The 13279-nt window shown below is 65.0% G+C and carries 17 protein-coding genes; 10 read left to right on the top strand and 7 right to left on the bottom strand.

Features of this window, described 5'->3' with window-relative positions; genetic code table 11:
* The first annotated feature begins 41 nt into the window (after positions 1 to 41).
* From B2R83_RS14235 to B2R83_RS14225, 3 genes are read left to right on the top strand one after another with little or no spacing between them, the layout of a single operon-like run.
* Positions 42 to 836, top strand: a complete 795-nt coding sequence (locus B2R83_RS14235; protein WP_292042468.1) for a 3-hydroxybutyrate dehydrogenase — start codon at positions 42 to 44, stop codon at positions 834 to 836.
* An 8-nt stretch (positions 837 to 844) separates the two neighbouring features.
* Entirely contained in the window at positions 845 to 1225 is a 381-nt protein-coding gene (locus B2R83_RS14230; RefSeq protein WP_292042466.1) for a hypothetical protein, read from the top strand.
* Positions 1225 to 2145 carry an SMP-30/gluconolactonase/LRE family protein gene (locus B2R83_RS14225; protein ID WP_292042463.1) on the top strand — a complete coding sequence of 307 codons (921 nt, stop codon included), beginning with the start codon at positions 1225 to 1227 and terminating at the stop codon, positions 2143 to 2145. Before B2R83_RS14230 ends, B2R83_RS14225 begins: the two co-directional genes overlap by 1 nt.
* Positions 2146 to 2163: 18 nt before the next feature.
* On the opposite strand, the gene B2R83_RS14220 is transcribed toward B2R83_RS14225, so the two are convergent.
* Both B2R83_RS14220 and B2R83_RS14215 read right to left on the bottom strand, forming a co-directional pair.
* On the bottom strand, positions 2164 to 2793 hold the full coding sequence (locus tag B2R83_RS14220) for a hypothetical protein (protein WP_292042460.1): 630 nt from the start codon (positions 2791 to 2793) through the stop codon (positions 2164 to 2166).
* Positions 2794 to 2823: 30 nt separating this feature from the next.
* The gene (locus B2R83_RS14215; RefSeq protein ID WP_027865376.1) at positions 2824 to 3069 is read right to left on the bottom strand and encodes a hypothetical protein; all 246 of its coding nucleotides are present in this window, start codon (positions 3067 to 3069) and stop codon (positions 2824 to 2826) included.
* Between the two features lie 39 nt (positions 3070 to 3108).
* Here B2R83_RS14215 and B2R83_RS14210 point away from each other — a divergent pair, with 39 nt between their 5' ends.
* From B2R83_RS14210 to B2R83_RS14185, 6 genes are all read left to right on the top strand, one after another.
* A complete protein-coding gene (locus tag B2R83_RS14210; protein WP_036214043.1) occupies positions 3109 to 3357 on the top strand; it encodes a hypothetical protein in 249 nt (82 codons plus the stop codon).
* Positions 3358 to 3548: 191 nt separating this feature from the next.
* Positions 3549 to 4850, top strand: coding sequence for a dicarboxylate/amino acid:cation symporter (locus B2R83_RS14205; protein WP_292042455.1), 1302 nt, complete (start codon positions 3549 to 3551; stop codon positions 4848 to 4850).
* 167 nt (positions 4851 to 5017) lie between these two features.
* Entirely contained in the window at positions 5018 to 5425 is a 408-nt protein-coding gene (locus B2R83_RS14200; RefSeq protein ID WP_027865379.1) for a BlaI/MecI/CopY family transcriptional regulator, read from the top strand.
* A complete protein-coding gene (locus B2R83_RS14195; RefSeq protein WP_292042452.1) occupies positions 5422 to 6678 on the top strand; it encodes a M56 family metallopeptidase in 1257 nt (418 codons plus the stop codon). Before B2R83_RS14200 ends, B2R83_RS14195 begins: the two co-directional genes overlap by 4 nt.
* A gap of 87 nt (positions 6679 to 6765) precedes the next feature.
* On the top strand, positions 6766 to 7170 hold the full coding sequence (locus B2R83_RS14190; protein ID WP_084416385.1) for an energy transducer TonB: 405 nt from the start codon (positions 6766 to 6768) through the stop codon (positions 7168 to 7170).
* Positions 7171 to 7386: 216 nt separating this feature from the next.
* Positions 7387 to 8433, top strand: a complete 1047-nt coding sequence (locus tag B2R83_RS14185; RefSeq protein WP_292042449.1) for a S41 family peptidase — start codon at positions 7387 to 7389, stop codon at positions 8431 to 8433.
* A 77-nt stretch (positions 8434 to 8510) separates the two neighbouring features.
* Here B2R83_RS14185 and B2R83_RS14180 read toward each other — a convergent pair whose 3' ends face one another.
* Positions 8511 to 9161: a 3-oxoacid CoA-transferase subunit B gene (locus B2R83_RS14180; protein ID WP_084416386.1), complete on the bottom strand. Its 651-nt coding sequence runs from the start codon at positions 9159 to 9161 to the stop codon at positions 8511 to 8513.
* Between the two features lie 27 nt (positions 9162 to 9188).
* Positions 9189 to 9887 carry a CoA transferase subunit A gene (locus tag B2R83_RS14175; RefSeq protein ID WP_292042441.1) on the bottom strand — a complete coding sequence of 233 codons (699 nt, stop codon included), beginning with the start codon at positions 9885 to 9887 and terminating at the stop codon, positions 9189 to 9191.
* Positions 9888 to 10125: 238 nt separating this feature from the next.
* Between B2R83_RS14175 and B2R83_RS14170 the strand changes: the two genes are divergently transcribed.
* The gene (locus B2R83_RS14170) at positions 10126 to 10710 is read left to right on the top strand and encodes a PAS and helix-turn-helix domain-containing protein (RefSeq protein ID WP_292042437.1); all 585 of its coding nucleotides are present in this window, start codon (positions 10126 to 10128) and stop codon (positions 10708 to 10710) included.
* Positions 10711 to 10714: 4 nt separating this feature from the next.
* On the opposite strand, the gene B2R83_RS14165 is transcribed toward B2R83_RS14170, so the two are convergent.
* The 3 genes from B2R83_RS14165 to B2R83_RS14155 form a co-directional block, all read right to left on the bottom strand.
* A complete protein-coding gene (locus tag B2R83_RS14165; RefSeq protein ID WP_292042435.1) occupies positions 10715 to 11215 on the bottom strand; it encodes a DUF421 domain-containing protein in 501 nt (166 codons plus the stop codon).
* A gap of 98 nt (positions 11216 to 11313) precedes the next feature.
* Positions 11314 to 12852 (bottom strand): HAL/PAL/TAL family ammonia-lyase, encoded by a 1539-nt coding sequence (locus tag B2R83_RS14160; RefSeq protein ID WP_292042432.1) that lies wholly within the window; start codon positions 12850 to 12852, stop codon positions 11314 to 11316.
* On the bottom strand, positions 12849 to 13274 hold the full coding sequence (locus B2R83_RS14155) for an acyl-CoA thioesterase (RefSeq protein WP_292042429.1): 426 nt from the start codon (positions 13272 to 13274) through the stop codon (positions 12849 to 12851). Before B2R83_RS14155 ends, B2R83_RS14160 begins: the two co-directional genes overlap by 4 nt.
* Positions 13275 to 13279: the final 5 nt, after the last annotated feature.

Genomic DNA, 13279 nt, shown 5'->3' with positions numbered 1-13279 from the left:
ATTCTGCGGAAGCAACCCGTTCACCCACGAAAGAGGACGCAATGAAATCCAATATGCTCAACGGTAAAACAGCACTCGTCACCGGTTCCACCTCGGGCATCGGCCTGGGAATCGCCCGCTCGCTGGCGGAACAGGGCGCCAACATCGTGTTCAACGGCTTCGGCGACGCCCAGCAGATCGAGAAGCTCTACACGGACGTGGGCACCGAATTCGGCGTGCAGACCGCCTACCACAATGCCGACATGAGCAAGCCGCTTGAAATCGAGGCGATGATGCGTTTTGCTGCCGACAAGTTCGGCGCAATCGACATCCTGGTCAACAACGCCGGCATCCAGCACGTGGCCACCGTGGACGAGTTCCCGGCCGAGAAGTGGGATGCGATCATCGCCATCAACCTGACCTCGGCCTTCCATACCAGCCGCCTGGCCATCCCCGGCATGAAGCAGAAAAACTGGGGGCGCATCATCAACCTGGCTTCGGTGCACGGCCTGGTAGGCTCGGCCGGGAAGTCGGCCTATGTCGCGGCCAAGCATGGCCTGGTGGGCTTCACCAAGGTGACCGCGCTCGAACTCGCCGCGACCGGCGTGACCTGCAACGCGATCTGCCCGGGCTGGGTCCTGACCCCGCTGGTGCAGAAACAGGTGGACGACCGCGCCGCCCGCGACGGCCTCTCGAACGACGCGGCCAAGAAGGCCCTGCTGAGCGAAAAGCAGCCTTCCGGCGAATTCGTCACCCCGGCGGAACTGGGCGCGCTGGCCGTGTTCTTCTGCAGCCCGGCCGGCGACCAGGTGCGCGGCGTGGCCTGGAACATGGACGGCGGCTGGGCCGCACAGTAAAGGCCACCATGACCGAGCGCCTCGACGAACAGAGCTTGCAGGACGCCTGCCAGGAACTGGCCCGGGTGGTGCTGGCCGCCGGCCAGCCCCAGGTCTCGAACGACATCCTGGAGACCCTGGCAGACCGCTTCTTCCGCGAAGTCGTCGATTTCGCACCCGGTGTCGCCCGCGCCGGACGCGATCCGAACCTGCTCACGCGCGCGGTCCACTACCTGAACGACGCCCACGCCCTGCCCCTCATGGGCACCGACATGGAGTGGTTCCGCCAGGCGCTGGTATGCCTGGTGGAGCTGGCCGTGCCGGGCATTGCCCTGTCCGAACAGGGCGGCGCCGTCCTGCGCGACGTGCAGCTCGGAATCGAGCAGTCGCTCGGAGACCTGGAGGGTTGATGCCTGTGTCCACAAACGTGTTATTCCTGTCGCTCGCCCTGGTGGCGACGAACGCCCTCGCCGCATCCTGCGGCGCTCCGCCTTCCGGCATGCTTCAGGCCGAACGCGTTGCCGCCGTCACGGCCTCGCGCTCCGAACCCGGCCTGTTCGAGGGGCCGGTGTGGATCAAGGATGCGCTCTACTTCTCCGACTTCAGCTTTGCCAAGGGCTTTCCCTCGCGCGTGCGCAAGCTGGCCCAGGACGGCACCGTAAGCACCGCTATCGAGGACAGCGGCAGCAACGGCCTGGCCGTGGACTCCGCCGGCAGGCTGGTGCTGGCCAGCCACAAGGACAAGGCGCTGGTGCGCCATGCGCCGGAGGCCCACGCCGTACGGCTGGCCGCCGGTTTCAAGGGGAATGTGTTCAACTCGCCCAACGACATCGCCATCGCGGGCGACGGGACGATCTACTTTACCGATCCGGACTGGCAAAAGGCAGCCGCCCCCGGCGGGCAGCCGGTGACGGGCATCTACCGCGTCGGCACGAACGGCGAGGTGACGCTGGTGGACGGCACCCGTCCGAATCCGAACGGGATCGCGCTGTCCCCCGCCGGGGACGTCCTGTACGTGAACGCCAGCGATGGCTTGCTGGTGGCCTATCCGATTGTCAAAGGCGCGCCGCAGGCCGGGCGCTCCCTGGTGAGCGGACTGGAAGGTGCGGACGGCATGACGGTCGATTGCCACGGCAACCTGTACGTGACCGAGCATGGGGCCAAGCGGGTGCGCGTGTTTTCGCCGCAGGGCGGGCAGCTGGCGACGATCCGGGTGGATGCCAATGTCACCAACGCGGCCTTCGGCGGCAAGGACGGCAAGACCCTGTACATCACCGGCGCAGGCGCGCTGTGGCAGCTGCCGCTGGCCGTGAGCGGCATGCCGTACTGAGCCATCTTCCCAAGGCCCTCAAGGCATCGGCATGCGCGCCACCTTGTCGGGCCAGACGCAGAAATGCGGCTCGGCGCTTCCCATGTCCGTGTCGGTTGGCAGCACCCGCAGGGCACCTCCGCGCGCGAAGCCGGTGACCATGACGATCCGGCCGTTCCACACCCCGCGTTGAAACGCCTGCTTGTCCGTATCCGGCTCCGGGCCCTCCGCGCCCGGTGAAGACCAGAGGATCACCAGGTCTCCGCGCCGGACCGGGCTGCCCACCGCGTCCAGCGCCGGAACAGGCTCGCCCCAGCGGGAGCAGCGATGGGGAGGGTCGGACCTGGCGAAGACCGGCTTGGGCGGCATGTGCGCCAGCTGGTACAGGGAGAAGCCAAGGGTGGCGACGCAGCCCAGGAGCAGCACGACCGGATACGCCACTGCCCAGGGCTTGCCCCTTCTCGCCGCAATGCTGGCCGCAGGCGCCAGCATCAGCAGGACGAGCGACACCAGGAAAGACAGCTCGAGCGCATGGGCGATGCGCGCCAGCCGCGTCCAGTTGTAGGGCACCGGGCTGCCCGCTTGTCCCGCCACGAAACCCCAGGCGACGAACAGGCCGGCAAGCCAGATGATGTTCAGGGCAATCGTCCGGTCGAACTTCATTCGCATGCGCCCCCCCTGTTGGATGACACGCCGGTTTCAGCGCACGGCCAGGCTGTTCCTGTATCGCCTGTACTCTTTCATGACCTGGACCACCACGACGGCCGCGCCGGCCAGGGCGAAGGCCCACTTCAGTTGCGCCGGAGCTGCAGCCGGCGGCATCCTGTCAAGACTCGTGTAGACCGCGAAGCATGCGGAACAAAAGGCGTCGGTCCAGCGTCGGCCCGCAAGGCACAGGAGCGTGGAGAGGGTCCAGCAGACGATCGGCCAGTCGTTCCAGTGCATGCGCATTCCAGTCGGGTGCTGAAGCATCGGGATCGATGCTTGTGTATTCCCGACATCATAGCGATCGAGGCGGCCCGCATAATCCGCGAATTGTCACAGCCGCCATCGGTCGCGCAGGCGCCAGTGGTGATGGCGGAGATCCTGGGTAAGTCGAAGGACCTCGGACGGCTGAAGGCGGGGAAGCTGGCGGACGTGGTGGCCGCGGATGGCGATCCAACCAGGGACATCGCGGCAGCAGCGGAGGTGGGGTTTGTGATGAAGGGTGGGGAGGTGTTCAGGCGGCCGTGAACTTGGGCACCGGCCTTCGCCGGTGCGACGAACTTGAGGCCAGAGGCAACAGCACACGCTCCGGAAATATCACGCGATACACAATCAGCATATCCGCAACAAGATATAAGGCCTGCGGATATCCACAATAGATTGGGCGTGACACTTCCACGATGATGGCAACACCACAAACTTCACTACGAAGCGTTGCCATGAAAAAGCCATTCTATAAAGTCCTGTACGTCCAGGTGCTGTTCGCCATCGTGCTTGGCGTGCTGCTGGGGGTGTTCTACCCTGAACTGGGCGCGAAGATGAAGCCCTTGGGAGACGGCTTCATCAAGCTCATCAAGATGATCATCGCCCCGGTGATCTTCTGTACCGTCGTCGCCGGCATCGCCGGCATGCAGGACATGAAAAAAATCGGCCGCGTCGGCGGCAAGGCCCTGTTGTACTTCGAGGTCGTCTCGACCTTCGCGCTGGCCATCGGCCTGGTGGTCGCCAACTGGGTCAAGCCGGGCGCCGGCTTCAATGTCGACGCCGCCCACCTCGACGCTTCGTCCATCGCCCAGTACACCGCGAAGGCCAAGGACCAGAGCACCATCGACTTCGTGATGAACATCATCCCGACCACCTTCGTCGATGCCTTCGCCAAGGGCGACATCCTGCAGGTCCTGCTGATCGCGCTGCTGTTCGGCTTCTCGCTGTCGATGCTGGGCGAGCGTGGCCGTCCGGTGACCAAGATGATCGACGACTTCTCGCACGCCATCTTCGGCGTGGTGAACATCGTCATGAAGGCCGCCCCGATCGGCGCCTTCGGCGCGATGGCCTTCACCATCGGCAAGTACGGCCTCGATTCGCTGCTGCCGCTGGCCAAGCTGATGGGCTCCTTCTACCTGACCTGCTTCGTGTTCGTGATCGGCGTGCTGGGCCTTATCGCCAAGTTCACCGGCTTCTCGATCATCCGCTTCATCAAGTACATCAAGGAAGAACTGCTGATCGTGCTCGGCACCAGCTCGTCGGAAAGCGCCCTGCCGGCCCTGATGCGTAAACTCGAACGCCTCGGCTGCTCCAAGCCGGTGGTCGGCCTGGTGGTCCCGACCGGATACTCGTTCAACCTGGACGGCACCAACATCTACATGACGATGGCGGCCCTGTTCGTTGCCCAGGCAACCAACACCGACCTGACCCTGATGCAGGAATTGACCATCCTGGCGGTGGCGATGCTGACCTCGAAGGGCGCATCGGGCATCACCGGCGCCGGCTTCATCACCCTGGCGGCGACGCTGGCTGTGGTCCCGACCATCCCGGTGGCCGGCATGGCACTGATCCTCGGCATCGACCGCTTCATGAGCGAAGCCCGAGCCCTGACCAACTTCGTCGGCAACGGCGTGGCCACGGTGGTGGTATCGAAGTGGGAAAAGGAACTCGACGTCCAGCGCATGGACGACGTCCTGCACGGCCGCGTGCCGGTCGAAGGCGACAAGGACCTGGAACCCGTGCGCGCCGCCGCCTGATTCCGCCCGGCTCGTCCCAAAGAACCGCATCTCCGGATGCGGTTTTTTTTTCGTCTTCGTTCAGGGCTCTTATGCTCTGCGCATAAAGCACGCACGGCACTCGAAAACAGTAGACACCGGTGTCTAGACACACTATTCTAGATTCTACCAAACCAATGAGGACGCTCATGCCACGCAAGCCCGATACCCCCAAGCCGACCCCGGCCGAACTCGAACTGCTGCAGGTGCTGTGGCCGATGGCCTCCGGCACCGCCAAGCAGGTGCACCAGGAAATGCAGAAGACCAAGCCCGATGTCACCTACGCAACCGTGCTGCGCCTGATGCAAATCATGCACGGCAAGGGCCTGCTGGTGCGCGACGAGAGCGAACGCTCGCACGTCTACGCCCCGGCCCACGCCCAGGACTCGGTCGAGAGCAACCTGCTGAAGGACCTGATGCAGCGCGCCTTCGCCGGCTCGGCCAAGGCCCTGGTGCTGGCCGCGCTGAAGACCGGCATCTCGAAGAAGGAACGGGAAGAGATCGAGGAACTGCTGCGTGAAGACAAGCCGGAGGACAAGGCCGGGGTGAAGAAATGAACGCCGCCGACCTCGTCGCCAGCGTCGGCTGGACCCTGGTCCACTTCCTGTGGCAGGGCGCGCTGATCGGCTGCGCCACCGCCACCCTGCTGACCCTGCTGCGCAACAGGCGCCCCGAATCGCGCTACCTGGTCGCCTGCACCGGCCTGTTCCTGTGCCTGGCCTGGCCCGCTCTTGAGCTGGCGCTGCGCCTGCAGGGCGGCGGCGGCGGTGGCGGCGATGCGATGGTGCTGTTTGCCGCAGGCTTGATCGCCGGCTCGCCCGTCGACGAGGGGTGGGGCGCCCTGCTGGCCGACCAGCTGACCTGGATCGTGGGCACCTGGGCCGTGTGCGCCCTGACGATGGCCCTGCGCATGGTGGCCGGGCTGCTGTGGATCGAGCGCGCCGCCACGCACGAGCGCACCGACCCGGCGTGGCAGGCGCGCATCGAGCGCATGGCCGCCCAGTTCGGCATCGACCGGGCCGTACGCCTGCGCGTGGTCGAACGCCTCGGCAGCCCGATTACCGCCGGCTGGTGGCGTCCGGTCGTGCTGGTGCCGGCCTCGCTGGTGTCCGGCATGCCTGCCCAACTGCTGGAAGCGCTGCTGGCCCATGAACTGGCCCACGTCAAGCGCCACGACTACCTCGTCAACCTCGGCCAGAACCTGGTCGAGACCCTGCTCTTCTACCACCCGGCGGTCTGGTGGATTTCAAGCCGCATCCGAGTGGAGCGGGAACAGATCGCCGACGATCACGCGGCAAGGATACTGGGCGAACCGCGGCGCCTGGCCCTGGCCCTATCCGAACTGGAAAAACTCCAGTTCTCAACCCACCACCTGGCCCAGGCGGCCAACGGAGGAGATCTTATGTCACGCATCAAACGATTGGTTCGTCCCGACACGCAGGCCTTGAACTGGAAGGCGGCCATTCCCGTACTGGGACTGGTCATCGGCGCCGCAAGCTTTGCCCATGCGGCGCCCACGACGCCGGTCAAGAAGGATAGCGAGGCCGTAGCCAACTTCGGCACCTGCAAGAGGCCACACTACCCGGCCGAATCGATCAAGCTGCAGCATACCGGCACCGTCACCCTCGGCTTCCTGATCGGCAAGAACGGCAAGGTAAAGGAATCGAAGGTCGCCAAATCGTCCGGCCATGTAGCGCTCGACGAGGCCGCGCATACCGCACTGACCAAGTGCACGTTCAAGCCGGCCACTGCCAAGGGCAAACCGGTCGAGGCCTGGACCGCGGTGCAGTACGTCTGGACGCTGGAGTAAACCGGTAATGCGCGTGTTACGCTTGGAGGACTCGCGGGGACGCCCGCCCATCCCCGGCGTGACACGCCGACCGATAGAGGAGAACGCATGACCGGCATCAACCGTTTTGTCAGCCTGGTTCGGCACACGCAGCGTCGCAGCTTTTCGTCCGTCTTGCTTGTGGCAGCGGCCGCATCGATCGGCCTGGCGCACGCCGCCCCGGACGGCGCGACGCCGGCTCCGCGCCCCCTTGTGGACACCAGCACCTGCAGCAGGCCGGTCTATCCCGAGGAAGATGCGCGACTGAAGAACGCCGGCACGGTCACGATGCAATTCCTCATCGGCGCCGACGGGTGGGTCGTGGAGTCGAAAGTCCAGAAATCGAGCGGCTATGCCAGCCTCGACGAGGCGGCGCGTGCGGGACTGGCCAAATGCAGGTTCAAGCCGGCGACGCTTGAGGGCAAGCCGGTGCGCGCATGGGTGGGCGTCCAGTACGTCTGGACGCCGGAATAGAAAGCAGCCCCGGCGCACGCGCAGCGGGCTTGCATGGTGGCGGGCGGCGCAAGCTGCCCGTTTTCCGTATACCGCGCCCACGCCACGCAGCTTGCCAGTTTATGCGCATCGATTTGCCGAGACGAAGCACCATTGCTACCATAGGGTAAAAATATTACTTTAAGATAGCAAAATTAGTTCACGACTCCCGACGTTTCCTTTACCCATAGGATCCACATGAACCCGATTCGTACCGTGCTGCTCGTACCCTTCATACTAGCTTCCCTCGCCTGCGATGCCAGGGCCGAGGTCGACGACGCCACCCGCAAGGCCGTGATCGCCGAACTCGGCGCCAAGGTCAGCGACATCTACGTCTTCCCAGACAAGGCCAGGCAGATCGTCGAACGCCTGAACGCGCGCGAGCAAAGCGGCGCCTACCGCACTGCCAAGGATCTCGCGGCCTTCGCGGAGATGCTTACCGAGGACCTGCGCCAGCCGACCGGGGACAAGCACCTCGGCGTGCGCTACCGGACGACGCCCATTCCTCCCGACACCGGTGACAACGCGCGGGGACCGACGCCCGAGCAGGAGCGCCAGTTCGGTGAGTTCCTGAAGTCGCGCAATTACGACATCCGCAAGGTGGAGACCCTGCCCGGCAACATCGGTTATATCGACCTGCGCAGCTTCCCGCAGGCCTCGGCCTCCAAACCCGCGCTGAGCGCAATGATGAACCTGGTGGCGGACACCGACGCGCTCATCGTCGACCTGTGCCACAACGGCGGTGGCGATCCCCACGCGGTCGCCTTCATGTCCAGCTACCTGTTCGACAAGCGTACCCACCTGAATAACATGTACTGGCGTGAGGGCGACCGTACGGAGGCGTTCTGGACCGAGGAGGATGCACCCGGGAGGAAGTTCGGCGGCACCAAGAAGATCTACGTCCTGACCAGCAAGAACACTTTCTCGGGCGCCGAGGAATTCAGCTACAACCTGCAGCAGTTACGCCGCGGCGTGATCGTCGGCGAAACCACCGGCGGCGGCGCGCATCCGGGCGGCGTGCACCGTGTCCACCAGCACATGGCGGCCTTCATCCCCGCCGGCCGGGCGATCAACCCGATCAGCAAGACCAACTGGGAAGGCACCGGCGTGGTGCCGGACGTGAAGGTCGCTGCGGAGGACGCGCTGCGCACGGCCGAGCGCCTGGCGCTGACCGAACTGTTGAAGTCACCCGCAAACGAAGGGCATGCGCAGCGGCTGCGCAAGCGCCTGGACGAGCTGAAATAAAAAGGCCCGCAGTCGACTGCGGGCCTGCCTGCTTGCACGAGCGCGGGGCCGACAATGCCGCCCCCGCGCTTGTTCTGTCAGACCGCCGAGACGTCCAGCTCGCAGCCGGTTGCCGACAGCACCTGCTCCTTGGTGACGCCCGGCGCCAGTTCCACCAGCTTGAGGCCGGTATCGGTCACGTCCATCACGCCCAGGTCGGTGATGATGCGGTCCACCACGCCGACGCCGGTCAGCGGCAGGTCGCACTTCGGCAGGATCTTGTGGCTGGTCGAGCCGTCCTTGGCGGTGGCGAGGTGTTCCATCACCACGACCACGCGCTTGACGCCGGCCACCAGGTCCATCGCGCCGCCCATGCCCTTCACCATTTTGCCCGGGATCATCCAGTTGGCGAGGTCACCGCGCTCGGACACCTGCATCGCACCCAGGATCGCCAGGTTGATCTTGCCGCCGCGGATCATGCCGAAGGAGTCGGCCGAGCTGAAATAAGCGGAGCCCGGCAGCGCCGTGACGGTCTGCTTGCCGGCGTTGATCAGGTCGGCGTCCACTTCTTCTTCCGTCGGGAAGGGGCCGATGCCCAGCAGGCCGTTTTCCGACTGCAGGAAAACTTCGATATCGTTGGGTACGTAGTTCGCTACCAGGGTCGGCAGGCCGATGCCCAGGTTCACATAGAAACCGTCCTGCAGTTCCTTCGCCGCGCGCGCGGCCATTTCATCACGAGTCCAAGCCATGTTCTGTCTCCGAGTCTGCTTAATACGTTAGTTCGCGCGCACGGTGCGCTGTTCGATGCGCTTTTCCGGCGTCGGGTTGTGGACGATGCGGTGCACGAAGATGCTCGGGGTGTGCACCTGGTCCGGATCGATCTCGCCGATCTCGACCAGCTCTTCGACTTCGACGATGCAGATCTTGCCCGCGGTGGCCACGTTCGGGTTGAAGTTGCGCGCGGTCTTGCGGTACAGGAGGTTGCCGGCCTTGTCGGCCTTCCATGCTTTCACCAGCGAGACGTCCGGCAGCAGCGAACGTTCCATCACGTAGTGCTCGCCGTCGAATTCGCGGGTTTCCTTGCCTTCGGCGACGATGGTACCGTAGCCGGTCTTGGTGTAGAAGGCCGGGATGCCGGCGCCGCCGGCGCGCAGCTTCTCGGCCAGCGTGCCCTGCGGGGTGAATTCGAGTTCGAGTTCGCCGGCCAGGAACTGGCGTGCGAATTCCTTGTTTTCGCCGACGTAGGAGGAGATCATCTTCTTGATCTGGCGGGTTTCCAGCAGCTGGCCCAGGCCGAAGCCGTCCACGCCCGCATTGTTCGAAATGGCCGTCAGATTCTTGACGCCGGAATCGCGCAGCGCCGCGATCAGCGCCTCTGGAATGCCGCACAGGCCGAAGCCGCCCACGGCGATGGTCTGGCCGCTTGCTACGATGCCGGCGAGCGCCGACTTCGCATCAGGATACACTTTGTTCATACCCGTCCCTTTTATAGGTTAAGCGAAAAGCTCTTCTGTACTACAGAGTAGAGGGCACCTCGAAAAACCGTCGCGAGCGGCAGCAGTTGCGATCGAGAAGCGCAGTCGTACGGCAGTACGACGAGCATCGCAGATCGCAAATGCAACGCGCAGCAGGTTTTTCGGGGTGCCCTTGAGACTCAGCATAAAATACGCTGTACTGAATAACAATACCGTAGAAATACGGGCGGCCCCGTCCATGAACCGAGCAGTCGATCCACCTCAAGTGACCCCATCCAGCGCCATCGATTACGAGATGATCTTCCAGCACGCGCCGGTGGGCATGTGCGTCTCGGCCGATCGCGTGATCCAGTCCTGCAACCGGGCCTTGGCAAGCATGTTCGGCTACGCCGAGGGAGACCTGAACGGCAAGTCCTTCAGCGTGCTCTACCCCACGATGGACGAATTCCTGCGCACGGGCGACCGCATCGTGCCGATCATGAACGCCAAGGGGCGCTATTCCGACGAGCGCATCATGCGCCGCGCCAGCGGCGAGCTGTTCTGGTGCCACGTCACCGGGAGCGCGCTCGACCCGGGCCAGCCGCTGGGCGCCGGCGTCTGGACCTTCGAGGACGTGAGCGAAAAACGGCCGGTGTCGGCCGAGCTGACCCCGCGCGAACGGGAGATCGCGGCGCTGCTGGTGGAAGGCAAGACCAGCAAGATGATCGCGCGCGATACTGACCTGAGCCCGCGCACGGTGGAGATGCACCGCGCCAGCCTGATGCGCAAGTTCGCCGCATCGACCTCGTCGGAGCTGGTGCACAAGCTGGTCGGGGCGCGCTGAGCCGCTACTTCCGTGAACGCCGCACCGTGATGGCGCCGTCGCCTTCGATATAGGCCAACTTGACCTCGTCCAGGCTGGTGATTTCCTGCTGCCGCAGGGAACTCATCAGTTCGTCCTCGGTGAGGAATTCGCGCCGCATGTTGCGCCTCAAGAGTTCTCCATCGCGGACCACCGGGATCGGCGGCGCCGACACCAGGCGTTCGATGAAACGGAAGCGGTAGCTCGCCGCGTTCAGGGCGTAATCCCATAGCACCAGCACGGCGATCAGGATCAGCCCTTCCGTCACCGATTCGTAGGCGCCGAATGCGTTCGACGCCGCTCCCGCGATCAAGAGCAGGAAAATCAGGTCGATAGCCGCCAGTTCTCCCCCGGTACGGCGCGGCATCAAGCGCATCAGGACCAGGATGACCGCGTACAGCACCGTGGCGCGTACGGCCAGTTCGACGAGTGGGGTATTGACTGCAAACATGGCGTCCCAATTGGGCTGGCCAAGCTTTTCGAACATCGCTTCCTCCTGCAGATCGACATGCCATGGAAGGGCATGCTCACGGCCCTATTTAAGCAGCAGCTCGCAGAAGGGGGCGCAGCCCTCGTCGTATCGGATCAGGTGTCGAGGGGCCAGTCCTTCGCGCGTATCCGGTCCAGCAGCAGCAGCAGCTCCTGATCCAGCCGCCGATCCTCGATCATCGGTGCACTCACGCACCCGACACCCTCCGCCATCGCGGCCAGGGCCCGAGGTACGGCATGGGCCTCCCCGCCGCGGGTGCGCAGCCATATTCCTTGACTCACCGCGATCAGCATCCCTGCCGCGACCTGCTCCACCAGCTCCAGCACCCGCAGGCAATCGCGCGCCGCGATCGTCCCCATGCTGACCTTGTCCTGGTTGTGGCATTCGGTCGAGCGCGAGAACACCGAGGCTGGCATGGTCAGCTTGAGCGCCTCCGCCGTCCACGCCGATACGCTGATCTGCAGCGCCTTCAGCCCGTGCGAAATCGCCGCGCGCTCTCCCTGCATGCCCGACAGGTTGGCCGGCAGGCCCGCGTTGTAGCGGGTATCGACCAGCAGCGCCAGCTGGCGATCCATCAAGTCCGCCAGGTTGGCCACCGCATTCTTCATGCCGTCCATGGCGAACGCGATGTGGCCGCCGTAGAAATGCCCGCCGTGCAGCACACGCTCGCCCTCAGGGTCGATGATGGGATTGTCGTTGGCGCTGTTCAGCTCGTTCTCGATCGTAGCGCGGAAAAAGGGCAGCGCATCGGCAAGCACGCCGATGACATGCGGCGCGCAACGGATCGAGTAGCGGTCCTGCAGGCGCTTGCCGTTGCGCTCCCCCTGTCCGGTGTAGCCAAGATCCGCGCGCAGCCAGCTTGCCACCTGCTGCATGCCCGCATGCGGCTTGACCGAGAACAGCGTCTCGTCGAAGTGGTGGGCGTTCCCGTCCAGCGCGAACGAGGCCATTGCGGTGATGCGCGTCGCCAGCCGGGCCAGGTAGGCGGCGCGGTCCCAGGCCAGGCAGGCCAGACCCGTCATGACGGCGGTGCCGTTCATGAGCGCCAGGCCCTCTTTAGGGCGCAGGCGCAGCGGCGCGATGCCGGCCGCGCGCAGGGCCTCCCCGGCCGGCAGCTGCACGCCGTCGCGCAGCACTTCGCGCTCGCCGCACAGCACCGCCGCCAGGTAGGACAGAGGCGTCAGGTCGCCGCTGGCGCCAACCGATCCCTCGCTCGGGATCAGGGGCACAAGGCCGGCTTCGAACAAGCGCACGATCTGCTCCAGCAGCCCGATACTCACGCCTGAATAGCCCTTGCACAGCGAAGCCAGCCGCGCTGCCATGACGGCGCGGGTCTGCCCGGCATCGAGATACGCGCCCAGGCCGCAGCCGTGATACGTGTAGAGCTGGCGCGGCAGCTCGGGGACCAGGTGCAGCGGCACCGCAACGGTGCATGAGTCGCCGTAGCCGGTGGTCACGCCATAGATGACGCCCTCCTCGCGCAGCAGACGGTCGAGGAAGTCGGCGCCGCGCGCGATCCTGGCGCGAAAAGCCGGATCGCCGGACAGCACCGGTTGCGCCAAACCATGCGCGATGGCGACGATGTCCTCGATCGCCAGCAGCCCTTCGTCGAAGCGAACGGTAGCGGCACTCATGCGCCAGGCAACAGCGCCCGCAGGCGTTCCGGCAACGGCCGGGACTTCTCGGCCTTGAAGTCGATCCACACGAGCTTGGCGCCGCCTTCGGCATGCAGCGCGCCGGCCTGTCCATCCGAACCGACCAGCCGGATCTCGTGCGTCACCTCGATGCTCGAGCGGCCCGGCGGGCCGACATAGGTCCTGACTTCGATCTCGCCCGGATAGGTCAGCTGCTTGAGGAAACTGCAGTGGGCGTTGACGATGACCGGGCCCTCGGTCGATGCGGCGGGGTCGGCCAGCGCGCCGGCCTGCTCCAGCCACGCGATGCGGGCCGATTCGATGTAGCGGAAATAAACGGTGTTATTGACGTGACCCATCGCATCCATGTCGCCCCAACGGATGGGGATCCTCATGGTATGCACGAACTGCTTGTTGCTCATTGCTT

The sequence above is a fragment of the Massilia sp. UBA6681 genome, from assembly GCF_002454935.1.
GTDB classification, from domain to species: Bacteria; Pseudomonadota; Gammaproteobacteria; order Burkholderiales; family Burkholderiaceae_D; genus Telluria; species Telluria varians.
Note: the sequence above shows the minus strand (reverse complement) of the source record. Positions and strands in the feature narration are given on the sequence as shown.